At 60.3% G+C, this 26,114-nt stretch carries 14 protein-coding genes; 9 read left to right on the top strand and 5 right to left on the bottom strand.

Translation table 11 applies throughout. The features are described from left to right. Positions 1-43: 43 nt before the first annotated feature. Both AYR47_RS24495 and AYR47_RS24490 read right to left on the bottom strand, forming a co-directional pair. Entirely contained in the window at positions 44-367 is a 324-nt protein-coding gene (locus AYR47_RS24495; protein WP_061448814.1) for a contact-dependent growth inhibition system immunity protein, read from the bottom strand. Continuing rightward, complete coding sequence (locus tag AYR47_RS24490; RefSeq protein ID WP_061448813.1) at positions 364-5,082, bottom strand: RNase A-like domain-containing protein; 4,719 nt, start codon at positions 5,080-5,082, stop codon at positions 364-366. Before AYR47_RS24490 ends, AYR47_RS24495 begins: the two co-directional genes overlap by 4 nt. Before the next feature lie 201 nt (positions 5,083-5,283). Between AYR47_RS24490 and lexA the strand changes: the two genes are divergently transcribed. From lexA to uvrA, 6 genes are all read left to right on the top strand, one after another. Further along, positions 5,284-5,901, top strand: a complete 618-nt coding sequence (gene lexA, locus AYR47_RS24485; RefSeq protein WP_033901881.1) for a transcriptional repressor LexA — start codon at positions 5,284-5,286, stop codon at positions 5,899-5,901. Further along, positions 5,901-6,515: a translesion DNA synthesis-associated protein ImuA gene (gene imuA / locus AYR47_RS24480; protein WP_033901882.1), complete on the top strand. Its 615-nt coding sequence runs from the start codon at positions 5,901-5,903 to the stop codon at positions 6,513-6,515. Before lexA ends, imuA begins: the two co-directional genes overlap by 1 nt. Before the next feature lie 7 nt (positions 6,516-6,522). Further along, positions 6,523-7,935 (top strand): Y-family DNA polymerase, encoded by a 1,413-nt coding sequence (locus AYR47_RS24475; RefSeq protein WP_061448812.1) that lies wholly within the window; start codon positions 6,523-6,525, stop codon positions 7,933-7,935. After that, entirely contained in the window at positions 7,911-11,003 is a 3,093-nt protein-coding gene (locus tag AYR47_RS24470; RefSeq protein ID WP_208603915.1) for an error-prone DNA polymerase, read from the top strand. The genes AYR47_RS24475 and AYR47_RS24470 overlap by 25 nt, the downstream gene beginning before the upstream one ends. A gap of 109 nt (positions 11,004-11,112) precedes the next feature. Beyond that, entirely contained in the window at positions 11,113-12,825 is a 1,713-nt protein-coding gene (locus AYR47_RS24465) for an ATP-binding protein (RefSeq protein ID WP_061448810.1), read from the top strand. Next, positions 12,822-15,341: an excinuclease ABC subunit UvrA gene (gene uvrA / locus AYR47_RS24460; RefSeq protein WP_061448809.1), complete on the top strand. Its 2,520-nt coding sequence runs from the start codon at positions 12,822-12,824 to the stop codon at positions 15,339-15,341. The genes AYR47_RS24465 and uvrA overlap by 4 nt, the downstream gene beginning before the upstream one ends. An 842-nt stretch (positions 15,342-16,183) precedes the next feature. Here the strand turns inward: uvrA and tkt are convergent. Beyond that, a complete protein-coding gene (gene tkt / locus AYR47_RS24455; RefSeq protein WP_061448808.1) occupies positions 16,184-18,238 on the bottom strand; it encodes a transketolase in 2,055 nt (684 codons plus the stop codon). A 178-nt stretch (positions 18,239-18,416) separates the two neighbouring features. Here tkt and AYR47_RS24450 point away from each other — a divergent pair, with 178 nt between their 5' ends. Next, positions 18,417-18,641, top strand: a complete 225-nt coding sequence (locus AYR47_RS24450) for a DUF465 domain-containing protein (protein ID WP_038843444.1) — start codon at positions 18,417-18,419, stop codon at positions 18,639-18,641. A 413-nt stretch (positions 18,642-19,054) separates the two neighbouring features. Here AYR47_RS24450 and AYR47_RS24445 read toward each other — a convergent pair whose 3' ends face one another. Together AYR47_RS24445 and hglS are read right to left on the bottom strand one after the other, a co-directional pair. Then, positions 19,055-19,972 carry an EamA family transporter gene (locus AYR47_RS24445; protein WP_156487826.1) on the bottom strand — a complete coding sequence of 306 codons (918 nt, stop codon included), beginning with the start codon at positions 19,970-19,972 and terminating at the stop codon, positions 19,055-19,057. A 323-nt stretch (positions 19,973-20,295) separates the two neighbouring features. Then, entirely contained in the window at positions 20,296-21,672 is a 1,377-nt protein-coding gene (gene hglS, locus AYR47_RS24440) for a 2-oxoadipate dioxygenase/decarboxylase HglS (protein WP_061448806.1), read from the bottom strand. Positions 21,673-21,961: 289 nt separating this feature from the next. Here hglS and AYR47_RS24435 point away from each other — a divergent pair, with 289 nt between their 5' ends. Continuing rightward, positions 21,962-23,371, top strand: coding sequence for an OprD family outer membrane porin (locus AYR47_RS24435; RefSeq protein WP_033902325.1), 1,410 nt, complete (start codon positions 21,962-21,964; stop codon positions 23,369-23,371). A 69-nt stretch (positions 23,372-23,440) separates the two neighbouring features. Then, positions 23,441-26,074 carry an MGH1-like glycoside hydrolase domain-containing protein gene (locus tag AYR47_RS24430; RefSeq protein WP_061448805.1) on the top strand — a complete coding sequence of 878 codons (2,634 nt, stop codon included), beginning with the start codon at positions 23,441-23,443 and terminating at the stop codon, positions 26,072-26,074. The last annotated feature ends 40 nt before the right edge of the window (positions 26,075-26,114 follow it).

Raw genomic sequence — 26,114 nt, 5'->3', positions numbered from 1 at the left:
GCTCGTTCGCCACAGGAGTGAGCGTCGCTTTCTTAAGCGTCGTTTAGTTTTTTTTATTTTTCATTTGGAGGGTTCCATTTTTCAGTATTGATACAACATGTCTCAGCCAAGTGATTCCGTCGGCCCATTCGCTGCGATAATAATAATAGCAACCGATATCACTGAATAAATAATTTTCAAGCTCTTGCTCTGTCTTTCCACTTCGCATTAGCTTATCTAGTTCTTCTTGCACTTCTAATAGCGTATCTTCGGATGACTCGGAGATAAAATAATGAATAACATCGTCCGCTTTTTCGTGGTCATCAACCCAGTCTTGGTTGAAGTAACACGCAAGAAATTGCTGTAATTCGGGGTAGTCTTGGTTCATGGGTTTGGAAATCCAGTATGAATTCGGTAGCCAGTATGCGTTTTATGATCTCTGCGGATTATCAGTTGAATTTCCTTTCCCGAAAGCGCTGTTGTGCTGTTTTTTTTAAAGCTTGTGCCTACGGGGTATTTGGTTTTTTGAGTGATAACGGTTTGGCTCTTTGTCCCCTTTAAAAATTTATCGATTTTTTCTTTGTTTTGATCCAGTACTGTCGATACTTCCCACTCAGCTGTGGCTCTGTCGTGGAATGTAGAGGCGGCAGGGATGTGTGGCTCTTGCTTCAAACGGTCCAATAATTGTTCGTCGCTTCTACCTATATGTTTTTCCATTAAGTGCCCACCTGCTTTCTCATGTGCGGCTAATCCTCCTCCTGGAACTATTGCGCTATAGGGTCCTTCAGGACAGTTTGTGCTCTTACAGCTTAGACCTAGGGGATCTATCCACCCGGTTGGATTGGGCACGTATTGGTACGCATTGATCCCACCCGCCAACTTCACCGGGTCCGGCGTCAGGTAGCGACCAATATCCGGATTGTAGTAGCGATGACGGTTGTAGTGCAGCCCGCTTTCTGGGTCAAAGTATTGGCCTTGGAAACGCAGCGGGTTGTCGATTTTGTTGATATCGAGGCGGCTGATTTCGCCATAAGAACGGTAATGCGCAGACCAGACGATTTCGCCGTTGGTATCGGTGAGTTTCTGCGGCGTACCCAAGTGATCGAGTTGGTAATGGTAGGCCTTGGTTTCCTTTGGACCAAAGCCCTCCAGCAGCGCCAATGGCCGGAAGCTTTCAGGTTCGTAGAGGTAACTGCGATGGCGATCCGCTTGGTGTTCGGCGATGAGTCTGTCGCCTTGCCAGAAGAACTCGGTAGTTGTGCTATCAACGGTCTTGCTGATGCGCCGCCCAAACGGATCATAGCGATAGCTGGCAGTCTGGCCGTTGGGCTTTTTAATGCCGATCAGACGATGCTGGCAGTCGTAGCGATACTCGGTGACGAGTTGGTGGCCTTTGCCACGTCGTTCGCGAATGAGGTTGCCGAAGGCGTCATAGTCGTAGTGGTGGTCGCCTTGGATCATCAGGCGGTTGCCCGCTACGATGTCCGGGCCGGGGCGGTTTTGCATGAGCAGGTTGCCGGCCGGGTCGTGTGCGAAACGCTCTAGCTCGGCTTGGGAGTGGTCGGCGTGGGTGATGCGGTTTAGCGGGTCGTAGTGGTAGTGGTGGTCGCCTTTGTGGGTGTCGAGCAGGCGGGTGAGGTTGCCGGATTTGTCGTAGTCGTAGTGGCGTTGGTAAAGGGTGTGTTGCTGTTGGGTGACGGCGTGGGCGTGCAGGCGTTGCTGGTCGTCGTAGTGGTAATGACTGATCAGTTGGCCTTGTTGGCGCTGGTGTTCCTGGCCGGCTTTGAACAGGTGGGCGGTCAGCACCGCGCCGTTTAACTCGACGGTGGCGAGGTGGCCGCCTTTGTCGTGGTTGAACACCACCCGGTTGTTGTCCGGCAGGCGTAGGTTGTTCAGCTGTCCGCAGGCGTCATAGCCGTAACGCAGCGTGCCCCAGCCCTGGTGTTCGGCGGTGAGGCGGTTTTGGCTGTCGTACTCGTAGGCCAACGCCCAGTGGCCGTCCTCGACGCTGAGGAGATTGCCCTGGCGGTCGTAGGCGTAATCGACAAGTCTGCCGTCGGGCAGGGTTTTTCTTACGAGGCGTCCGGCGTAGTCGCGCTCGTAACGGGTAACCAGCTGACTGCCATCATCGCCATGCTCGGTCTTTTCCTGAAGGTTGCCGTTGAGGTCGTAGAGGTAAGCTGTGCGCTGGCCGTCAAACCCGGTTTCCTGTTGGATCAGGCCGTTGGCGTGATACTGGAGTCGGTAGGTTTCGCCCACCTCATTTTCGATTTCGGTCAGCAGCAACCTGACGTTGTCGTAACGGTATTTGACCTGAGTGCCATCAGCGTTGATGCGCCGACTGATCAGGTGCAGGCCGTCAGCGTATTCGTAGCGGGTGACGTGGCCGAGCTCATCGCGCTCGGAGGTGATTTTTCCGTAAGCGTTGTAGCTGTATTCCCGTGTGGCCCCCCCGGGCTGAGTCAGTTTCAGCAAGCGGCCTGCGGCGTCCCATTGATACTGGGTCAGCGCGCCATGTTCATCCTCGCGGACAACCTGTCGCCCCAGATCGTCATAGCGATAACGCTTGACTCCGCCATTCGGCAACTGCTCCTCAAGCAACTGACCCCGCTCATTCCAAACCAGCCGATGACAGCTGTGATCGGGATACCAAACCTGCGTCAGTTGTCCGCGTTTGTTGTAGCTGTACTCAGTCGAATGACCGTCAGGACCGGTCCTACGCGTAACATCGCCCTGGTCATTACGTTCATACTTCCAAACCGCTTCACCACGCCGTACAACCCGTACGAATCCATTGTCATGCTCGTAGGTCGTCGGCTCATCATCCCCAGGAAACACCGCCACCAAACGCCCAGCTTCGTCGTACTGATAGGCCGTAATAGCCCCCAGCGGATCCTGCTCAACCGTCAGCCGGCCTTTGTCATCGTAGGACTTGAAGTGCTCAGCACCATCAGGATCCACCCGCTGCACCAGCCGCGCCCGCTGGTCATGCACATAGACTTCCTGGCTGCCATCGGCGTTAAACACCGTGACCTGGCCGTTATCGTCCCAGGCATAGCGCGTGTCCATCTGCGAGAAACTGGCCCAATGCCGGACACACCGCGCGGCCTTGCCAGACCTTTCCCACGCCCAGAAGAAACTCGCCCCACCGGCCAGTCCACGCTCAAGAATGACGTGCTGCTCGTCGTACCGATAAACCTCGCTTTCGCCTACGGCATTGGTCGCGCAAACCAGTCGTCCAAAATTGTCATAGGCGTAGGCAACAACGTTCTGCTCCGTCACCCAGACAAACGGACCGTCATCCACCGCCCGCTCAACCTGGTAATCCACCGCCACGATGCGGCCCGACGCATAGCGCAAAAACAACGAGCGCCCCACGCCGTTATCCAGCCGCTCAATCTGCCCCAGGTAATTACGGAAAATGCGCAACCGGTTGTCATACGCATCGCTGATCGCCGTCAGCACGCCGTCGCGGAAGTGGTAGAAACGTGCCCCTTGAGACAGGACTAATTCATCGGGTAAAGCGCCCAGATAAATCGCGGCTTCGGCCAGGCTATTGGTAATCGCCGGCCGAGAAACCGTGGGCAAGGGCAGGGTAGTCGACCGATTCTCATGATCGGTCCACACCACCGCATCCCGGGAAACAGCCAGCCGATGCGCCAGCGAGTGACTCCAGCCAAACCCCAACCCACAATCCACTTCCACCGCGCTGGTGCGATACAACCGCGTCCACTCAAACGGCAAGATCCCGTCCAGCGTGCCATCGGTCAGCGTCAGCAGTTCCTCGCCCGTGACCATCGACACAGGGCAGCCGTTAGTGGCCGTCTTGTCCGAAGAATCAGCCGCATCCCCCGCCGGATTTCGAGCAGAAACAGGCACATCATCCACAGGCTCCTGCCGCACCAACACCGTCCGCTGCCCAACCTTGTCCCGCACCAACGGCACAGGATTCGAAACCACCTGATCCCCAGCCTTCAACGGCACATCCGGAACCGTCCGAATCGGTGTCGCCGGGCTACCCAGCAATATCGGTTTAGCCACCTCCGCGTGATCATCCACACGAAATTTCCCGAACTGCCCAGCCATGTGCTCCAACCACCTGCGCGCCCGCTGAGACTTGATGCCGCCCAGCACCTTCGTACTCAAGCGCACCACCATCCCGATCCCGGCGGTGGCGAGACACAGCAGCAAATTGATCAGGACGTCGGCACTGATTTCCCCCAGCAGCTCGTTCATGTAAGGCGGCGGCAACATCCGCATCCAACTGACCATTGCCGACACATAAATGAACAGCAGCGGTTCATCGCTCAGCACCAACAAGCCTTTCGCGAGGCTTTCAGTGCCGAGCTTCAACAGCTTTTCGAATTCCTCCTGGGAGAGGTAATGCAGGAGTTTTTCCGCATAACCCATTGGGTCAGAAAGCCACTGGAACAGCTGCTTGAGGCTGTCCCAGAGCGCATACAGCGCCTCGCCAAAGCCGCGGGCGTAGGCTTGGTGCAGCGAGAGATAGCGTTTGAGGAAGTTGGCTTCGGAGTAGCCTTCCCACAGCGGTTCAAAGGTGCTGGTCCATTCCGCACGCAGCCAACCTTCCAGCGGTGCGATAACCGCCTGATAAGAGGCGTACAGCGCCTTGAAATGCGTGTTGGAGACGTTGGGGTAGAAACTGACTCGGTACTGCTGGTTGCGATCACATTCGGTGATTTCGAGAATGCCGCTGGGGCCGATGGTTTTATGAATGGGCTCACCCAGCGGGCCGCCGTTGGGGTCGATGCGTTGCACCATCACGGGCGTATTGCCAATGGGCACGAAGCGTGAACTCTGGAACATGTGCACCAGGGTCAACGAGCCGTTGGCCTGGCAGGTGGCGGTGGTGGTGCTGGGAAACAGGGACCGGTTGATCGGCGCGACCAGTGCTACTTCATCCCCGACCTTGAAGACCTGCTCGATATCCAGCGCCGAAAAGCTGAAAAAGCTCTCCGCCCAGGCGTCGTAGTGATTGAGGCAGCGCTTGAAATCGCGGATGACGGATTCGACGTCTCGCGTTTTCGAATCCAGGGTGGCCAGTACTAGATAACCAATGGTTTGGCTGGTCAATTCAATCATGAGACAGCCCCGTCCACCGGGGGCCAAACAAATAACGCCATCCGCAATCCCTCGCACTGTGTATTCAGGCGAGGGACTTTGCGGACCTTTGCAGGGGAGGGGAGTAGAGCTAATCCGGCATCCATGTGGGAGGTTTCGACAAACCTCGTCGTCCCCTACACGACTAGCGGCTATTGTCAGAAATTTCCCACAGGAGTACAAATGTACTCCATGACGACTCTAACCCCCCGCCGTACCGCCATCCTGACCTTTATCCGCGACCGCATCGCGCAGCAAGGCCAGCCTCCCAGCCTCGCCGAGATCGCCGAGGCGTTCGGCTTTGCCTCGCGCAGCGTGGCGCGCAAGCACGTGCTGGCGTTGACGGAAGCCGGGTTTATCGAGGTCAACCCGAACCAGGCACGCGGCATTCGCCTGCTCAATCAACCGAAGCGTCCAGAGTGGCTGGATGTGCCGGTACTCGGCCGTGTGGCGGCTGGTTTGCCCATCGGTGCCGATGCGGAGGTGCACAACCGCTTGCAACTGGACCCGTCGACCTTCGCGAAAACCCCGGATTACCTGTTGCGGGTGCAGGGCGACTCGATGATCGAGGACGGCATTCTCGATGGTGACTTGGTGGGCGTGCGTCGCAGTGCCGAGGCCTTGAACGGGCAGATTGTGGTGGCGCGCCTGGACGGTGAAGTGACCATCAAGCGTTTCGAACGCCAGGGCGACAGTGTGCGCTTGCTGCCGCGCAACCCCGCGTACCAACCCATTGTGGTCGGGCCCGATCAGGACCTAGCGATCGAAGGGGTGTTCTGCGGTCTGGTGAGGCAAGGCTGATGGGCGCCGTGGTTGCGCTGGACACGCTGTTCAATGGCGGGCGTGTCTGGAAAGGCCGGCCTGCCGCGCCGCCGGCCAGTGTGCATCCCACCGGGTTGGCGGCGCTGGATGCGGTGTTGCCCACGGGCGGCTGGCCGGAGGCGGCCTTGAGTGAAATCCTCATGGCTAAGGAGGGAGTGGGCGAACTGCAACTGGTGCTGCCGACCCTGGCACGCTTATCAAAAATGGGGGAGCGCATTGTGTTGGTCGCGCCGCCCTACACACCGTACCCCCATGCCTGGCAGAACGCTGGGGTGGATCTGCGCTTGCTGTCGGTGATCCAGGCCGAGGAGCGCGACGCCTTGTGGGCAGTGGAACAATGCCTGCGTTCCGGCAGTTGCGGCGCGGTGTTGTGCTGGCCACGCAAGGCCGATGATCGGGCACTGCGGCGCCTGCAAGTGGCGGCGGAAACCGGACAGACCCTGGCCTTTGCCTGGCGTGCCTTGAGTGAGGCGATCAACTCATCGCCTGCCGCCCTGCGCCTGGCCGTGGAGGCCAAACCCGCGCAGGTGCGCGTGCTCAAGTGCCGGGGCGGCCTGGCCCATCCGGCGCCGATTGCACTGGCGGGGCATTGAGGTTGCCATGCGCTGGGTGTGTATTGTCTTCCCGCAATTGGCGCTGGACGGGGTGCAGCGTGTGCACCCTGAGCCAGACCAACCCCTGGTCTTGCTGGCCGGCACGCCGCAACGCCGTGTGCTGCAAACCGTCAACGATGCCGCCCGCGCCCTGGGCCTGCGGCCCGGTCAATCCCTGACGGCGGCGCATGCCCTGGCGAAGACCTTTGCCACCGCCGAATATGATCCCGCCGAGATCGAGCGCTATCAGCAGTTCCTCGCTGCCTGGGCCTATCAGTTCAGTTCCCAGGTCAGCCTGTATTATCCGCGCGCCTTGTTGTTCGAGATCGAGTCGAGCCTGGGGCTGTTCGGGCCATGGCCACGCTTTGAAGCGCGCTTGCGCAAGGAGTTGACCGAACTGGGTTTTCGTCACCGTATCGTCGCTGCGCCTAACCCGGTAGCGGCGCGGGTGCTGGCGAATATCAAGGATGGCCTGGCGGTGCAGGATGACGGCTTGATGCAGGCCCTGGCGCCGCTGCCCATCGACCGCGCCGGCCTCGACCCACAGGCCGCCACGGCTTTGTCGCGCATGGGCCTGCGCACATTGGCCCAGGTGCAGGCGCTGCCTCGGCACACCCTGGCACGCCGCTTTGAGGCCAGCCTGCTCAAGCACCTGGATGCACTGGCCGGGCAGCGGCCGCTGGGCCTGGCGTTCTATCAGCCGCCAGACCGGTTCGATGTGCGTATCGAACTGAATTTTGACGTGCAATCCCATCAGGCACTGCTGTTTCCGTTAAGGCGTTTGACGGGCGATCTGTCCGCATTTCTATGCGGCCGCGACAGTGGCGTGCAGCGTTTCGACCTGCATTTGGAACACGCTCAGGCGCCCGACAGCGTGATCAAGGTCGGCCTGCTCAGTGCCGAGCGTGAACCGGCGATGCTGTTTGAATTGGCCCGCGGCCGCCTGGAGCAAGTCCAGGTCACCTCACCGGTACGCGGCTTTCGCCTGGTAGCCCAGGACCTGCCGGTGTTTGTGCCCCAGCGTCAGGACCTGTTCGACGACCGCCCGCAACAAACCCTGCCGTGGGAGCAACTGCGCGAACGCCTGCGTGCGCGCTTGGGCGATGAGGCGGTGCAGGGCCTGCGCTTCCACGCCGACCACCGCCCCGAATGCGCCTGGCAAGCGACGGCGGATAAAAATCCGTGCCCAACCTTGAACACAGTGCAGCGTCCCGGATGGCTACTGAGCGAGCCGACCTTGCTGGGCGAGCAGGGCGTGCAGATCCTCATGGGCCCGGAACGCATCGAGTCCGGCTGGTGGGACGGCGCTGATATCCGTCGCGACTACTACCTGATCCAGACCCGCGCCGGTCAGCAAGGCTGGGCCTTTCGCACCGTGGGGCAGGGCGATGGCCTGTGGCTGCAGGGCTGGTTTGCATGAGCTACGCCGAGCTGCACTGCCTGTCCAACTTCAGCTTCCAGCGCGGCGCTTCCAGTGCACTGGAACTGTTCGAGCGCGCCAAGCGCCAAGGCTACAGCGCCCTGGCGATCACCGACGAATGCACGTTGTCCGGCATCGTGCGCGCCTGGCAGGCGGCGAAGGCGGTGGAGTTGCCGCTGATCATTGGCAGCGAGATGCGTATCGACAACGGCCCGAAACTGGTGCTGCTGGTGGAAGACCTCAGCGGCTACCAGCACCTGTGCCGCTTGATCACCCTGGCCCGACGGCGTGCCGAAAAAGGCCGCTATCGCCTGCTGCGCGAAGACTTCGAGCAACCGTTGCCCGGCCTGCTGGCGCTGTGGGTAGCCGAAGACAGCGACACCCAGGCCGACGTCCAATGGCTGCGCCGAACCTTCGCCGAACGCCTGTGGCTGGCGGTGCACCTGCATTGCGGCCAGGACGATGCGCGTCACCTGGAGCAACGCCTGAACCTGGCTGCCAGCCTGCACATCCCGGCAGTGGCGTGCGGTGATGTGCACATGCATGCGCGCGGTCGCCGCGCGCTGCAAGACACCATGACCGCCATTCGCCATCACGTCCCGGTGGCCGAAGCCGGCACACGGCTGCACCCCAATGGCGAGCGGCACCTGCGCAGCCTGGAGGCGTTAAGCGCTATGTACCCCGCGTCGTTGCTCGACGAAACCCAGGTCATCGCCCGCCGCTGCACCTTTGACCTCAGCCAATTGCGCTATCACTACCCGCGCGAACTGGTGCCCGCCGGCCACAATGCCAAATCCTGGCTGCGCGCCGTGACCGAAGAAGGCATCGCCAAACGTTGGCCGCAGGGTGTCGACGCCAAGACCTTGCAGCAGATCGACAGCGAGCTGGAGTTGATCAGCGAGTTGGGTTACGAAAGCTACTTCCTCACGGTGCACGACATTGTGCAGTTCGCCCGCAGCCGCTCGATCCTGTGCCAGGGGCGCGGCTCGGCGGCCAACTCGGCGGTGTGTTTTGCCTTGGGCATCACCGAGATCGACCCGAGCCTGACCAGCATGTTGTTCGAGCGTTTTCTCTCCAGGGAACGCAATGAGCCGCCGGATATCGACGTGGACTTCGAGCACGAACGCCGCGAAGAAGTGCTGCAATACGTGTTCCAGCGTTACGGCCGCACCCGCGCGGCGCTGACGGCGGTGGTCAGCAGTTACCACGCGTCCGGCGCGGTGCGCGATGTGGCCAAGGCCTTGGGGTTGCCGCCAGACCAGATCAACGCCCTGGCCGACTGCTGCGGGCGCTGGAGTGACGACGCGCCTCCGCTGGATCGCCTGCGCGAAGGTGGCTTCGATCCTGACAGCCCGATCCTGCGCCGCGTGCTCACGCTCACCCAGCAATTGATCGGCTTCCCCCGGCACCTGTCCCAGCACCCTGGCGGTTTCGTGATTTCCGAATACCCACTGGACACCCTGGTGCCGGTGGAAAATGCCGCCATGGCCGAGCGCACCATCATCCAGTGGGACAAGGACGACCTCGACGCCGTCGGCTTGCTCAAGGTGGATATCCTCGCCTTGGGCATGCTCAGTGCGATTCGCCGCTGCTTCGATCTGCTGCGCCGCCATCGCAACCGTGACATGAGCCTGGCGTCGGTGCCCAAGGAAGATCCGGCCACCTACGCGATGATCAGCAAGGCCGACACCATCGGCGTGTTCCAGATCGAGTCGCGGGCGCAGATGTCGATGTTGCCCAGGCTCAAGCCGCAGACGTTCTATGACCTGGTGATCGAGGTCGCCATCGTGCGGCCGGGGCCGATCCAGGGCGGCATGGTGCACCCGTATTTGCGGCGGCGGAACAAGGAGGAGGCTACCACTTACCCTTCGCCGGAACTGGAAGTGGTGTTGAAACGTACCCTGGGCATTCCGCTGTTTCAGGAACAGGTGATGCAGATCGCCATGGTCGCCGCCGACTATAGTCCCGGTGAGGCCGACCAGTTGCGCCGTTCCATGGCCGCTTGGAAACGCCACGGTGGCCTGGAACCGCACCAGGCGCGCCTGCGCACCGGCATGCTGAAAAACGGTTACACCGAGGCCTTTGCCGCGCAGATTTTCGAGCAGATCAAGGGCTTTGGCAGCTATGGCTTCCCCGAGTCCCACGCGGCCAGTTTCGCCTTGTTGACCTACGCCAGTTGCTGGCTCAAGTGCCATGAGCCGGCAGCGTTTGCCTGTGCGTTGATCAACAGCTGGCCCATGGGTTTCTACAGCCCGGACCAGGTCCTGCAGGACGCGCGGCGCCATCGTTTGCAGATCCGCCCGGTGGACGTGCAGGCCAGCGACTGGGATTGCAGCCTGGAGCCGATCGACGGCGCACAGCCGGCGATTCGCATGGGCTTGCGCATGATCGCAGGGTTTCGTGAGGAGGATGCGCGGCGCATCGAAGCGGCGCGCCAATATCAGGTGTTCAGCGATATTGCCGACCTGGACGCGCGTGCCGGGCTGGATGCACGCGCCCAGGCATTGCTGGCGGATGCCGGCGCCTTGCGCGCCCTGGCTGGCAACCGGCACACGGCGCGTTGGGAAGTGGTCGGCGTACACAAGCAACTCGGGCTGTTTGCCGGCCTGCCAAGCCCGGACGAAGCCGTGGTGGAGTTACCGACGCCTACCGTGGGCGAGGACCTGCACGCCGACTACGCCACGGTCGGCACCACCCTGGGCCCGCATCCATTGGCGTTGTTGCGGGCGGAACTGCGCAAGCGACGCTGCCGTAGTTCCCAGGAGCTGATGGCGGTGGAGCATGGGCGCAATGTCAGCGTCGCGGGGCTGGTCACCGGTCGTCAGCGTCCGGGCACGGCGAGCGGGGTGACCTTTGTCACCCTGGAAGATGAATTCGGCAACCTCAATGTGGTGGTCTGGCGTGACCTGGCTGAGCGTCAACGCCAGGCATTGGTCGGCTCGCGGTTGTTGAAAGTGGACGGCCGCTGGGAAGCGGTAGGCGAAGTGCGGCACCTGATCGCCGGGCGTCTCACCGACCTGACGCCGTTACTGGAAGGCATCACGGTGCGCAGCCGGGATTTTCACTGAGGCCAGTGCTTTCTGCTGTAATTAACGCCTACAGTAGATGAGTTGAAACCATCCAGGTTTACAGCGCTCCAAAACTTGCCGATGTTCTCTTTGCGCACAGAGCCAACCGATGCAATTTTTATCCAACCCCCACGGCTGTGAAGGTTGGGCCGGTGAAATGGCCCAGCGGATCCGCGCGTTCGATTGGGCAACCACCGATCTGGGCCCTATCGACCAATGGTCCACCAGCCTGACCTGCACGGTGCAGATGATGCTGGCGTCACCCGTGCCGATGGTGATGCTGTGGGGCCAATGGGGGTACATGATCTACAACGACAGCTACTCGGCCTTTGCCGGTGGCCGTCACCCGTACCTGCTGGGCACGCCGGTAGAACTGGGTTGGCCGGAAGTGGCCGAGTTCAATCGTCATGTGATGGACACTTGCCTGGCGGGTGGCACCCTGTCGTTCAACAACAAGGACCTGGTGCTGCTGCGCAATGGTCAGCCGGAAACCGTGTGGCTGGACCTGTATTACAGCCCGGTCGCCGGCGACAACCAACAACCCGCCGGGGTATTGGCGATTGTGGTGGAGACCACCGAACTGGTGAAGTCCGAACAGGTGCGCCAGGAACTCACGCATAACCTGGAACAACGGGTCGCCGCCGAAGTGCAGGCACGCTCCGCTGCCGAGGACCAACTGCGCCAGTCGCAGAAACTCGAAGCCATCGGCGGCCTGACCGGCGGCGTGGCCCACGACTTCAATAACCTGCTGCAAGTGATCGCCGGCAACCTGCATTTGCTGGCCCGCCACGAACCGGACAACGCCCAGGTGCAGCGCCGTGTCGCCGCGGCTATTGCGGCGGTGGAGCGTGGTGCCAAGCTGTCGTCGCAATTGCTCGCGTTTGCGCGTCGCCAACCTTTGTCGCCGGCGGTGTACAACCCGCAACGCATCTACGCGGGGCTTGGCGAACTGCTGCAACGGGCGCTGGGGGAAACCATCCACATTGATGTGCAATTGCCCCAGGACTCCTGGTTTATCAACGTGGACCGCAACCAGCTGGAAAATGCGCTGCTCAACCTCGCGATCAACGCCCGGGACGCCATGCAGGGCGAGGGCGTGATCCGTATCACCGGTGAGAACATCATCCTCAACCCGGATGATTGCGCGGGTAAAAGCATCAAGCCCGGCGAGTATGTGCGCCTGGCGGTGATCGACACCGGTGTGGGCATGTCCGAGTCCACGCTGAAACGTGCGTTCGAACCCTTCTTCACCACCAAGCGCGAAGGCCATGGCACCGGCCTGGGCCTGAGCATGGTGTTCGGCTTTGTGCGCCAGAGCGGCGGGCATGTGGAAATGTGGAGTGAGCAGGGCAAAGGCTCGGTGGTGCAGATGTATTTCCCCCACAGCCTAGAGCCGGAAAGCCTCGATGTGCACATCGACCAGCTCCCCCAGAGTGGCGGCCAGGAAACCATCCTGGTGGTCGAGGACAACGAAGGCGTGCGCCTGACCGTCGTCGAGTTGCTCGAACAGTCCGGCTACACCGTGCTCACGGCCGATGACGGTGACCAGGCCATGCTCAAGCTGCAAGCCGGTTTGCAGCCGGAGCTGATCTTTACCGATGTGGTCATGCCCGGCCGCGTCAAAAGCACCGATCTGGCCGACTGGGCCCGTGTGCAGGATCCGCCGGTGGCGGTGCTGTTCACCTCCGGCCATACCCGCGACATTCTCTCCAGCAATCATCTGCTGAGCGCCGACATTCATCTGCTGAGCAAACCCTACAGCCCCGAAGCCCTGACGCAACGGGTGCGCAGCGTGCTCACCGCCCGACAAGGTTGTCCATGACTTCACAGCGCAACATCCCTGCGATCACTGCCCAGCCAAGCGGTTTCGTCCGCGTGCGCGGCGCCCGCGAGCACAACCTGCGTAACGTCGATGTGGATATTCCCCGGGATGCCCTGGTGGTGTTTACCGGCGTGTCGGGTTCCGGCAAATCGTCCCTGGCGTTTTCCACGGTGTATGCCGAGGCGCAACGGCGTTATTTCGAGTCGGTGGCGCCTTATGCGCGGCGGCTGATCGACCAGGTCGGCGTGCCGGACGTGGACAGCATCGAAGGCCTGCCGCCCGCCGTGGCCCTGCAACAGCAGCGCGGCACGCCGAGTGCACGCTCGTCGGTGGGCAGCGTGACGACGCTGTCGAGCCTGATCCGCATGCTGTACTCCCGCGCCGGCAGCTATCCGCCGGGGCAACCGATGCTGTACGCCGAAGACTTCTCGCCCAACCTGCCCCAGGGCGCGTGCCCGCAATGCCATGGCCTGGGCCGCGTGTACGAGGTGACCGAAGCGCTGATGGTGCCGGACCCTTCGCTGACCCTCCGCCAGCGTGCGGTGGCGTCGTGGCCATTGGCGTGGCAAGGCCAGAACCAGCGCGACATCCTGGTGACGTTGGGCTACGACGTGGATATCCCCTGGCGTGATCTACCGAAAAAGCAGCGCGACTGGATCCTGTTCACCGAGGACACCCCCACCGCACCGGTCTACGCCGGCTTCACGCCGGAACAGACCCGCGACGCGCTCAAGCGCAAACTGGAGCCGAGCTACCAAGGCACCTTCATGGGCGCCCGGCGCTACATCCTGCACACCTTCGCCCACACCCAGAGCGCGCTGATGAAGAAGCGCGTGTCGCAGTTCATGCAGGGCAGCGCCTGCCCGCTGTGCGAGGGCAAACGCCTGACCAAGGCGGCACTGTCGGTGAAGTTTGCCGGGGTGGACATCGGTGAGTTGTCGCAGTTGTCGTTGGCGCAATTGGCCGAGTTGCTGCGGCCAGTGGCGGCGGGGCAAGACAAGATGAAACTGTCGGTGGAAAAACGCCTGGCTGCCCAGCGGATTGCCCAGGATTTGCTGGAGCGGGTCAGCACGTTGACCGAGTTGGGCCTGGGTTATTTGTCTTTGGAACGCAGCACACCAACCCTGTCATCAGGGGAGTTGCAACGGTTGCGTTTGGCGACCCAGTTGGGTTCGCAGTTGTTCGGCGTGATCTATGTGCTGGATGAACCCTCGGCGGGCCTGCATCCGGCGGATGGCGAGGCGTTATTCACCGCCCTGGAACGTTTGAAAGCCGCGGGCAATTCGTTGTTTGTGGTGGAACACGACCTGGAAACCATGCGCCGCGCCGATTGGCTGATCGATGTCGGCCCGGCCGCCGGCGAGCATGGCGGGCAGGTGTTGTACAGCGGCCCGCCGGCAGGATTGGCGCAGGTGCAGGCGTCGCAGACCCGTGAGTATTTGTTTGCTGACAAGCGTGTATCGGAGCAAGCGCGCCGCGAGCCGACCGGCTGGCTGAAACTGCAAGGGGTGACGCGCAATAATCTCAAGGACCTGAACGTCGATTTCCCGTTGGGCTGCTTCACGGCGGTCACCGGGATTTCCGGGTCGGGCAAGTCCAGCCTGGTCAGCCAGGCGCTGCTGGAGCTGGTGGGCGCCGGTCTTGGTCGCGTGGTGGAAAACGACGAAGAACCGAGCCTGGAAGACGACGCGCCGCAAACCAGCGGCGGGCACATCAGCGCCGGGCTGGAGCATATCCGCCGCCTGGTGCAGGTGGACCAGAAGCCCATCGGCCGCACCCCGCGCTCCAACCTGGCGACCTATACCGGCCTGTTCGACAACGTGCGCAAGCTGTTCGCGGCCACTCCGGCGGCGAAGAAGCGTCACTACGATGCCGGGCAATTCTCGTTCAACGTCGCCAAGGGCCGTTGCCCGAACTGCGAAGGGGAAGGTTTTGTCAGTGTCGAGTTGCTGTTCATGCCCAGCGTGTACGCACCGTGCCCGACCTGTCATGGAGCGCGCTACAACCCCGAGACCCTGGCGGTGAAATGGCAAGGCTTGACCATCGCCCAAGTATTGGGGCTGACGGTGGAGCAAGCGGTGGACGTGTTTGCCGAGCAACCGAGTGTGCTGCGCTCGTTGCAGGTGCTGCGGGACATCGGCCTGGGTTATCTGCGCCTGGGCCAACCGGCCACTGAGTTGTCGGGCGGTGAAGCGCAGCGCATCAAGCTGGCGACCGAGCTGCAACGCAATGCGCGGGGCGCGACCCTGTATGTGCTGGATGAGCCGACTACCGGGCTGCATCCACGGGATGTGGACCGCTTGCTCAGCCAGTTGAATCATCTGGTGGACGCGGGGCATACGGTGGTTGTGGTGGAGCATGAGATGCGCGTGGTGGCGCAGAGTGATTGGGTGATTGATATCGGGCCGGGGGCGGGGGATTTGGGGGGGAAGGTGGTTGTCAGTGGTACGCCGCAGAAAGTTGCGAAAAGCAAGGTGAGCCGGACTGCGCCGTTTCTGGCTCGAGAGCTGGTCTAACTGGTGATTTTGAGCAAATGTGGGGGGGGGGGTTGGTGTACATATCCGTTGTTTAGGTAACGGCTACTTAGGGTTCCGCCCTTACGGCGGGTCACTTTCGAAAAGCGCGAAAGTAACCAAAGCGCTCTTGCCCCAACACTCGGCACCTCGCCTAGGCTCGGTGTGCCCTCACTCCGGCTTGAATCCGTGGGCCGCCGCGATGGGCCATCCTTGGCCCAGCGCGGCTAACCCGGCGTCCTGCCGGGTTACCCACGGATTCAAGCCTGCGTTCGGCCAGCGTGTTTGACGGGGCGCCTGAGATCAAAATCAAAAGCGAAAGCGCGGCGGCCTGGTAGCCGACCGGTTTCTGGAAGCCGGTCTCAGTTTCAAATGTGGGAGCGGGCTTGCTCGCGAAGGGGGCGTGTCAGCGATTACATTTCTAACTGATCCACCGCTTTCGCGAGTAAGCCCGCTCCCACAATTTAGATCTGCTATATCAGGTAGATATCAATCTGCTCTGGCTCTGGCTCTGGCTTTGTTTTTGATCTTAGGCGCCCCGTCAAACACGCTGGCCGGAATTCGATAGGGATTTGGGGGGTAAACCGGCAGGGATGCCGGTTTAGCCGCCCCGCGCCATGGATGGCGCGTGGCGGCGGCCCCCCAAATACCTGTCGGATTACGGGCATACCGAGCCTAGGCGAGGTACCGAGTGTTGGGGCAAGAGCCCTTTTGGTTACTTTTGGGGCTCTTTTCCAAAAGTGACCCGCTGTAAGAGCGGAACCAATACCAGCCGTTACCAAAGAAACGGATATGTACCCGATCAAAAAATCCCCCCCGCATTCGCCCGCAATCCCACTTTCAGCTCAACCCTGAATCAGTTGAACCTGCGATAAAGCCTGCTCCACCACATTCTCCACAGTAAACCCAAACTTCTCCTGCAACTTGGCCAACGGCGCCGACGCGCCAAAGCTGTTCATCACCACCTTGGCCCCGGTCTGCCCGACATACCGGTCCCAACCCAATGGCCCAGCCTGTTCCACCACGACCCGCGCCTTCACCGCTGGCGGCAACACGCTGTCGCGATACGCCTGGTCCTGGTCTTCAAACAACTCCCAACTCGGCATCGAGACCACCCGAGCAGCGATCCCTTCGCTTTTCAACTGTTCATACGCCGCCACCGCCAGGCTGACCTCGCTGCCGGTCGCCAACAGAATCACCTTGGGCTCGTCCGCACTCGCCAACACATAAGCCCCTTTGGCGGCCCCGGACGCCGCCGCATATTTCGTACGATTCAATGTCGGCAACGGCTGACGCGACAACACCACACAGCTTGGTCGATGGGTTTGCGCCAAGGCGACCTTCCACAGTTCCAGGGTTTCATTGGCATCGCCGGGCCGCAGCGTCAGCAACCCCGGTGTGGCGCGCAGTTGCGTGAGGTGTTCGATCGGCTGGTGCGTCGGCCCGTCTTCACCCACGCCAATCGAGTCATGGGTAAACACAAACACCACCGGCAATTCCATGATCGCCGCCAGGCGGATCGGTGGTTTCATATAGTCGCTGAACACCAGAAAGGTCGAGGTGTAGGGCCGCAGGTAGGACAGCGCCATGCCATTGGCAATCGCGCCCATGGCATGTTCGCGAATGCCGAAATGCAGGTTGCGCCCGCTGTAGTCATCGGCACTGAAACGCCCGGCGCCATCGAAGGTGAGGTTGGTTTTGGTCGACGGCGACAAGTCTGCCGAGCCGCCAAGCAGCCAGGGGATTTGCTGGGCGAAGGCGTTGAGCACCTCGCCACCTGATGCACGGCTGGCTACGCCCTTGGCATCGGTCTCAAAGCTGGGAAGTTGCGCCTGCCACTGTTCCGGCATTTCGCCCGCGCGCATGCGGCGCAGCTCATCGGCCAATTGCGGGTCGAGGTCGGACAGCGTCTGGTTCCACTGTTGATACAGCGGTTCGGCGCGTTCCAGCAGAGCGTCACGCAAAACAGAACGCGCGTCATCGGGCACCAGGAAGCTTGAATCCTGCGGCCAGCCGTAAGCGGCCTTGGTCAGGCGGATTTCTTCATCGCCCAACGGTTCGCCATGGGCGGCGGCGGTGTTGTGCTTGTGGGGCGAGCCGTAGCCGATCACGCTGTCGACCACGATCAGGGTCGGTGCGCCGGTATTGCTTTTGAAGGTCTCCAGCGCCGCGCTCAAGGCCTGCAAGTCATTGGCGTCGGTCACGTGCAGCGTGTGCCAGCCATAGGCCTGGAAGCGCTGGATCACGTCTTCGCTGAACGCCAACTCGGTGTGCCCTTCGATACTGATGGTGTTGTTGTCGTAGATCCAGCACAGGTTCGCAAGCTTCAAATGCCCGGCCATCGACGCGGCTTCGCTGCTGATGCCTTCCATCATGTCGCCGTCACCGCACAGGGTGTAGACGTTGTAATCGAACAACACCTGGCCCTCACGGTTGAAACGCTCACCCAACCATCGCTCGGCCATCGCCATGCCGACGCTGTTGGCGCAGCCCTGGCCGAGTGGCCCGGTGGTGGTTTCCACGCCAGTGGTCATGCGGTACTCGGGATGGCCCGGCGTTTTTGAATCGGCCTGCCGGAACTGCTTGATATCGTCCAGGCTGATCGCCGGCTGGCCAGTACGCTTGCCATGGGCATCGATCTCCACCACACCGGCCAGGTGCAACAGCGAGTACAGCAACATCGACGCATGCCCCACCGACAACACAAAGCGGTCACGATTAGGCCAGTCAGGGTGCTCCGGGTGATAACGCAGGAACCGACTCCACAGCGTATAACCCACCGGCGCCAGGCCCATGGGCGTGCCCGGATGGCCAGAATTGGCCTTCTGCACGGCGTCCATGGCCAGGGTGCGGATCGTGTTGATGCATTGGGTGTCGACAGCGGTGGCGGCATGAGTCATGAAACCGGTCTCCCTCGAATGGCTATCTAGAGTGGAGGGCAGGGCGCCGCAAAGGTTTGATCCAAACACCTGCGCCGCGACGAACGGGGCTGTATTGACCCCGGACATGACAAGACCCCTCGCAATGGTCTAGCTTCTAGGTCGTAGTAAGCCATTGATCAACGTGCGGAGGTACGCCATGCCAGTGAAACACGACCTGTATCTGGATTTGGGGAAGAGCAAGGAAGAGGTTCACGAACGCAGGGCGAGCGACAAACGCCTGGACTCGCTGCTCACTCAATACGATGACGCTGACAAGGAGGTGCTGAAGGCAGAATCGGCAAGCGCCAGCGATGAGGATGTGGAGAAGCTGAAGAAGAAACGGCTGTTGATCAAAGACGACATTGTGGCGAAGTTGGGTTAGGCGATGGTCCGCGCTCCTACAGGGCGCGGACACATTTGTTCAGAATTGTCTGAAGGACAGGGCGGCTTTCACTGCCTATGATGCCCACCGCCCACCCGGCTCTGGGGACTGTTGCGGCGCAAGGATTGCGCTGGTGAGCCGGGTGGGTACTTCATCGGGGTGACGTTGAGCCGAATCGGTCGGGTTTAAATCCGTGCCCTGAGCACGCTGATCTGACATAGGTTTGGCGGCCGCGTGCTAGTGCTTCAACGCCAAGACTAGAACTCCCGAGATCTCAACCCTGCCACCAAAATTGAGCTACGGCCCCCACCGAACGGATAGCCTCTTCAGCATGCCCAATCTGGCATCGCAAGCGATAGAGCAATGCACTTGACTCGAATGCTGCTTTCATCTCATTTCGCATAATGATGCTTTCATAGATGTTTTTCGTCTCTAATTTTTTTTGCATTTAATGATGTGGCGGTGGATAAGTCGTAAGCAAGGAGTATTGCTAGTATGCTGGCTGTTGCCATGAGTAGTGCCAGGGATAACTTGGGTATTGTCTGCTCGTAGAAAATAATGCCGATACTGAACAGTGTGAGCGGTAATATAAACTGTAAAAACCCAGTTGCTGATAGTGGTATTTTGTTGGTGGCGAAAGAAAACATCAGCAATGGCGTTACGGATACCACGCCAGCGAGCAAGATTAATAAGTTTTGGTAAGGGGATTCATTGGGTTGAATGATGGTGAGGTTGAATGCCCAAATAGCGAGAGTCAGAAACGCGGACAAAAAAAGCGTTTCTAGAAATAACCCACTTACTGCGTCTAATGAGGTGGTTTTTTTTAGATATGTATATGAGCCCCATGTCGTGGCGATCAGCAGGTAGGTCCAGTGATTTAGGTTTTCACTGAGGAGAACGAGAGATACGACCGAGCTTAGCGCAACGATGGTGGACAGCATTTTTCGCGGTGTGATGGGTTCATGGTAAATCAAGCAGCCCATCCCAATGGAGATGAAAGGAGCTAGAAGGTACCCGAGACCACTTTCTAATAGATGTCCATTGAGGGATGACCAAATGAAGGCTCCCCAGTTGAAAGCAATCATTGTTGCGGCTGCGCAGTGCGTGAGGATTAATCCTGTTGTAATGTTTTTGAAGTTGCCAAGTCGCCTGAATGCAAGGAGGAGCAAAGCGAGAGTGGCGCTGGATAACGTGACTCTGTATATAAGTAATGTTATGTATGAAAAATCGCTAAGTGCTTTCCAGTAAAGAGAAGATGCACCGAGGAGCAAGTTTGCAAGTCCGGATAGACCTGCTGCCAGGTGTTGTTGGTCTATCTTCCTTGGGTTCATGATTTATTATTTTGTTTTATGAGTTTGTGTGTGGCGTGACCAAAATATTCTTCCTCATTTATCATGGGGTACATCAGAATATTCGTGGCTGTTGTCATGATATCTCCTGTTCGACACGATTAACGCTGTACGGGGGATCACGTACTTTCAGCTTCGTCTCGATTAGGATTTATCTCAAACCATGGGCTTCCTAAAAACGTGTAGGTTGTTTCTGGCAACGACCTTTCCGGGATATTAGGAGGGGTTTACAACTGAGGGGCACCCGGCTCTGGGGACTGTTGCGGCGCAAGGATTGCGCTGGTGAGCCGGGTGGGTACTTCAGTTCACGCCAGCAGAGCCTTTGTGCAGTCATCAATCGAGCGCTGCTGCGTCTCTTCATACAGCTTCAATTCATCAATGGTCCGACGGCCCAGTGCCTTTTCAAATTCGGCCTGGTTCGAATTGGCCGCGTAGTGACTCTGCGCCGCATCCCCCAGGTTTGACTGGAAAATCCCCGCCGCACTCACCGGCAGAAAATCTTCATACACCAATGGCTCCACATCGATGTGGCCCGCTGCGATCAATGCTTCAAGAGTACGCGGTTGCTCGGCCGTTCCGCGCGCCGCCAGGCCCTGTGCGGTGGTGAAGTAGCGGAAGTACGCCAAGCCCTGTTCACGCATCTGCGCGTGGTTATCCGGGAAGGCCTGGAAGTGATGTTCCATCAATTGCATATAACGTGCGGCGTTGCCCTCATTGGGGAAAGCGCCCAATTCGTCGCGCGCGGCGTTCAGCAACTGGTCGTACAGCGCACGGCCTTTGGGGGTGAGCGCCACGCCGCGTTGTTCGATTTCGCCGAAGCGTGCGCTGTGGCTGCCTTGGGCGTCGGTGAAGGCGATGGGTTCGTCGAGGGCCTTGAAGCTGGTCTGGCGCAGCAGGATCGGGCACTGGCGGCAAGGGGGTCCTTCGATCACGGCTTTTGGCGTGATGCCTTTGCCGGGCATCGCGGCCTGGACCTGATCGATGTCCAGGGTGCGCGGGGTCAGGTGGTTGATGTGCGGGCCTTTGAAGGCGACCACGTCGGCGATCAGGCGGTGCTGGTCGCTCAGTTGCTGGTACTGCGCGCCGGTGACGGTGGCGGTGTGGTGCCAGCGGAAGGTTTCCAGGGCTTGGCGGATGAACTCATCGGCGTCCGCAACGTTGAGGCCGCCGTCTTTTTCCGCTTGTTCGATCAGCGCCAGGGCGCCAGGGGTGAAGATCGAGCGTTTGGCCAGGGCGGTTTCGGCAAAGGCGCGCAGGTCGTGGTTCTCGATCAGTTCCAGGCGCAGCAATGAGGTGAACACGCGAAACGGGCTGGTTTGCAGCGCCTGCTCATGCACGGCGCGAAATGCGGTGGAGTGCACGGGTACGCCAGCCGGTGTCAGGTCGTAGTAGCCCACCGGTTGCATGCCCATCACTGCGAACAGGCGGCTGATGGTCGCCAGCTCTTCTGCCGTGCCCAGGCGGATCGCGCCGTGGCGTTCCATGTCCAGGCGCTGGATTTCGCCGGTGCGTTGCAGCTGCTGCGCCAGGTGCGGCTGGGTGTCGAGCACGTGGGCATTGGTCTCGGCCACCAGCTCCATCAGCGCGCCATACAGGGGAACTTCATCTCGGTACATGTCGGACATGGCCTTGGAAAAGCCCTTGCGGATCTCGTCTGGGCTGACATGTGCGGTGCTGGGCATAGAAAAATTCCTGATGGCGATGACGATAGAGGTGACCTTTGCCTGGATTTTGTTGAGCGCAAGGCACGCTTGCAAACGAAGAATCCTCAGGACTTCATTCTGCAAATGAATGAGATGACGTGAATATGACAAAAAACAGCCCGTGAGAAATTTCATTTAAGGGCGGTTTTCCTAACTAATTCTTCACGGAGTCCGCCCCGGTCGGCATGAAAGAATCGTCACGTTTGCAAGGATGAAAACGCCGTTATGCACACCAGACACATAAAAAAATGTTTAGGGGCTGTCGTTAATGAAAATTTCTACACTGGCGTTGTCGATCACCGCCGCCGTTCTTGCACAACAGGCATTCGCTGATGATTTCGGGCTCGGTTCGCTGGGCACGGGCAACGGTCACAGCGGTTTCCTTGAAGACAGTCACGCGGCCATCAGCTCGCGGACTATGTACTACAGCGCGGATAACCGCTCGGGGACCAACAACGACCTGCGCGAAACTGCAACGGCGCTGCGTTTTGACTACAAATCCGGCTTCACCCAAGGCACCGTCGGCCTGGGGTTTGACGTCATGGCCTTCGGCGCGCTGCGCCTGGACGGCGGTGATGGCCACACGGCGGGCGCGGGCCTGTCGGGTAACGGCAACAGCTTCTTCCCGACCAAGAACAACGGCACCGAACCCGCCGATTCCTTTGGTCGTGCGGCGGGCAATGTGAAGTTCCGCGTTTCCCAGACCGAGTTGCATGTCGGTGGTGGCTTGGCGCCGGTGCTGCCGATTTTGGTGTCCAACGACAGCCGCGTAGCGCCGCAGACCTTTGACGGCGGCATCCTGACCTCCAACGACATTCCCAACGTCACCTTTACCGGCGGTGAGCTGAACCGTGCCGAAGGCCGAGCCTCCAGCAACTCCACAGGCTTGAGCGTGGCCGGTGGGACGCGCGACAGTGACAGCTTCAAGTTCGGTGGGGTGGACTACAAACCGTTTGGTTCTTCCGACAACGTCATCGCGAAAAACCTGACGTTGCAGTACTACTACGCGCAGTTGCAAGACTTCTACAAACAGAACTACTTCGGCCTGGTCCACGTCTTGCCGCTGGGCAATGACCAGTCGTTCAAGACCGACCTGCGCTACTTCGACAGCAGCAGCGACGGCAAGAACGGTGAGAGCGGCTACCAGTTCAACAACAACGGCGGCTACGCCAAGCACGCCGGCGAAGTGGACAACAAAACCTACAGTGCGGCCTTCACCTACCAGTTGGGCGGCAGCAGCTTGATGCTCGGCCACATTGGCGTGAGCGACGACGGCGGCTTTGTGTGGGTGAACCAGGGCAGCCTGGCCGATCCGCATGCACAAGGCGCCGGCGGTAGCGACTTCTACCTGTTCACCGATGCTGTGGTGGGCCAGTTCTCCCGCGCGGGCGAGCAGGTCAATTTTGGTCAGTACTCGTATGACTTCAAGGCCTACGTACCGGGTCTGAAGGCATCCGTGGCTTACCTGGATGGCCGGGACATCAAGTCGAAGGTAGCCGGTGGCCCTGACCAGAAAGAAAACGAAGCCGACTTCCGCCTGGACTACGTCGTGCAGGCCGGTCCTCTGAAAGGCTTCGGTACGACTTTCCGTACCGGCACCTATCACGGCAAGAACACCGGCACCGCCGACCAGGACCAGACCCGCCTGATCTTCAACTACACCTACGCCATCTTCTAAGTCTTCATGTGCACCCGGGCGTCATTGGGCTCTACACTGCCTCTCATCTGGTAGGCGATGGAGGACCCGATGACGGCCACACCCGACAACCGAATACGTGCAACCCTCGAAGGCCAACGCCTGGCGCAGCCGGATGCCGAGCGTTGGCGCGAGTGGGGCCCTTATCTGAGTGAACGCCAATGGGGCACGGTGCGCGAAGACTACAGCGCCGATGGCGATGCCTGGACCTACTTCCCCCATGAACACGCGCGCAGCCGCGCCTATCGCTGGGGCGAGGATGGTTTGGCGGGTTTCAGCGACAAGGCGCAACGCTGGTGTCTGGGCCTGGCCCTGTGGAACGAGCGTGACGCGATCCTCAAGGAGCGTCTGTTCGGCCTCAACAACGCCGAGGGCAACCACGGTGAAGACGTCAAGGAACTGTACTTTTTCGTCGACGGAGTACCGAGCCATGCCTACATGCGCATGCTCTACAAATACCCCCATGCCGCCTTTCCCTACGCCGACCTGATCAGCGAAAACGCCCGCCGTGGCCTGGCGGATGCCGAGTACGAGATCCTCGATACCGGCGTGTTCGAAGACAACCGCTACTGCGATGTCAGCGTCGAATATGCCAAGCATCAGCCCGACGATATCTTCATGTGTGTCACCGTACACAACCGTTCTGACCAGCCAACCCGTGTGCAGGTGTTGCCCCACCTGTGGGCGCGCAATGACTGGAGCTGGACCTTCGACGCACCCAAGCCGCAATTGACGCTGGACGGCGAGCAGGTGCTGGCGCGTCATCATGAGTTGGCGGATCGCCATCTCAGCGCCTGGGGCCAGGACGGGATGGAGTGGTTATTCTGCGAGAACGAAACCAATATTTCCCGGCTGGATGGGCAGGCGGCGCCGGGGCCGTTCAAGGACGGAATCAATGATTACGTAGTCGGCGGTGACCACGCTGCGATTCGACGCGACAGCGGGACTAAAGTCGCCGCGCGTTTCATCCTCGACTTGGCAGGCCTGGAAAGCAAAACCCTCTACCTGCGTTTTGCGCCGGCCGACGCGCCGCCAGTCAACGTCCGCAAGCTGTTCGAGCAACGCCGCCAAGAGGCCGATGACTTCTACGCCGCCTTGCAACACGGTATCGCCGATGAGGACGCGCGCAATGTGCAGCGTCAGGCCCTGGCCGGGTTGCTGTGGTCCAAGCAGCTTTACTATTTCGATGTGAACCAGTGGCTCGACGGCGACCCGGCACAACCCGCGCCGCCGCCCGAACGCCTGCATATCCGTAATACCCATTGGCGGCACTTGTCGAATTTCGACATCCTTTCCATGCCCGACACCTGGGAATACCCGTGGTACGCCTCATGGGACCAAGGCTTTCAGGCAGTGGCCATGGCATTGATCGATCCGGGCTATGCCAAGCAGCAACTGTTGTTGCTGGTGAAAGACCGCTTCATGCACCCCAACGGCCAGTTGCCGGCCTACGAATGGCGCTTCGACGACGCCAACCCGCCGGTGCATGCCTGGGCCAGTTGGCGCGTCTATCAGCAGGACAAGGCGCTGACCGGCGTCGGCGATATGGATTTCCTGGAGCGGATTTTCCACAAGCTGCTGCTGAATTTTTCCTGGTGGGTCAATCGTAAGGACGCCGAGGGGCGCAATCTGTTCCAGGGCGGCTTCCTCGGGCTGGACAATATCGCCTTGTTCGACCGCTCGGCCGCGTTGCCACCGGGTTACCAGTTGGATCAGGCCGACGGCACGGCGTGGGTTGCGGCGTATGCGCTGGACTTGATGCGCATCGCCTTGGAGCTGGCCAAGCGCAACGGAGTGTATGTCGACATCGCGGTGAAGTTCTTCGAGCACTTCCTGTATATCGCCGGCGCCATCAACCGCGTCGACGACGGCGCCGAAGGCCTGTGGGATGAGCAGGACCTGTTCTTCTACGATGTGCTGCACCGCCCCGATGGCCAGAACGAGCCGGTGCGCCTGCGTTCCATCGTCGGGCTGATGCCGCTGTTTGCGGTGCTGGTGCTGGAGCAGCGTGAGCATGAAGGCCTGGAAGGGTTGCGCGAGCGTTTGCTGGGCTTCATGAAGCACCGGCCGGACCTGGCCAAACTGGTCTCGCGCTGGAACGAGCCAGGGCAGGGCAATCGCCTGTTGCTGGCGCTGCTGCGCGGTGAACGCACCAAGGACCTGTTGCGACGCATGTTGGATGACAATGAGTTCTTGTCGGCGTTTGGTGTGCGCTCCTTGTCCAAGGCGTTCGCCGAACAACCGCTGGCGCTGAAGATGAACGGCAATACCCTGTGTGCGAGTTACCAGCCGGGCGAATCCGACTCGCGGCTGTACGGCGGCAACTCCAACTGGCGCGGGCCGTTGTGGATGCCGGTGAACTACATGCTGATCGAATCGTTGCGCGAATTTCACCGCTATTACGCCGATAACTTCTCGGTGGAGTACCCGACGGGCAGTGGTTATCTGTCATCCCTGGAGGAAGTGGCTGACAGCCTCAGTCAGCGACTGACCCGGTTGTTTCTACGCGATGAGAATGGCCTGCGGCCGTCGATGGCCGGGTATGCGCAGCTGGAGGCTGACCCGGAGAGTCGCGACCTGGTGTTATTCCATGAGTATTTTCATGGCGAGACCGGACGCGGGTTGGGGGCTTCGCATCAGACGGGGTGGAGTGCGTTGGTGGTGTTGTTGCTACAGCCCAACTAAAAATCCCGCCTGTAAAGGCGGGATCGGATTCAGGGTTGCC

This window comes from Pseudomonas azotoformans (assembly GCF_001579805.1).
Lineage (GTDB): Bacteria > Pseudomonadota > Gammaproteobacteria > Pseudomonadales > Pseudomonadaceae > Aquipseudomonas > Aquipseudomonas azotoformans_A.
This window is presented reverse-complemented; position numbering and strand designations above follow the sequence as displayed.

Bases quoted from the DNA above. Each gene is read 5' to 3' on its own strand.
- AYR47_RS24430 (WP_061448805.1), top strand. From the start codon at position 23,441: ATGACGGCCACACCCGACAACCGAATACGTGCAACCCTCGAAGGCCAA.
- AYR47_RS24445 (WP_156487826.1), bottom strand. From the start codon at position 19,972: ATGAACCCAAGGAAGATAGACCAACAACACCTGGCAGCAGGTCTATCC.
- tkt (WP_061448808.1), bottom strand. From the start codon at position 18,238: ATGACTCATGCCGCCACCGCTGTCGACACCCAATGCATCAACACGATC.
- AYR47_RS24465 (WP_061448810.1), top strand. From the start codon at position 11,113: ATGCAATTTTTATCCAACCCCCACGGCTGTGAAGGTTGGGCCGGTGAA.
- AYR47_RS24490 (WP_061448813.1), bottom strand. From the start codon at position 5,082: ATGATTGAATTGACCAGCCAAACCATTGGTTATCTAGTACTGGCCACC.
- lexA (WP_033901881.1), top strand. From the start codon at position 5,284: ATGTACTCCATGACGACTCTAACCCCCCGCCGTACCGCCATCCTGACC.
- AYR47_RS24435 (WP_033902325.1), top strand. From the start codon at position 21,962: ATGAAAATTTCTACACTGGCGTTGTCGATCACCGCCGCCGTTCTTGCA.
- AYR47_RS24450 (WP_038843444.1), top strand. From the start codon at position 18,417: ATGCCAGTGAAACACGACCTGTATCTGGATTTGGGGAAGAGCAAGGAA.
- AYR47_RS24495 (WP_061448814.1), bottom strand. From the start codon at position 367: ATGAACCAAGACTACCCCGAATTACAGCAATTTCTTGCGTGTTACTTC.
- AYR47_RS24475 (WP_061448812.1), top strand. From the start codon at position 6,523: ATGCGCTGGGTGTGTATTGTCTTCCCGCAATTGGCGCTGGACGGGGTG.
- imuA (WP_033901882.1), top strand. From the start codon at position 5,901: ATGGGCGCCGTGGTTGCGCTGGACACGCTGTTCAATGGCGGGCGTGTC.
- hglS (WP_061448806.1), bottom strand. From the start codon at position 21,672: ATGCCCAGCACCGCACATGTCAGCCCAGACGAGATCCGCAAGGGCTTT.
- uvrA (WP_061448809.1), top strand. From the start codon at position 12,822: ATGACTTCACAGCGCAACATCCCTGCGATCACTGCCCAGCCAAGCGGT.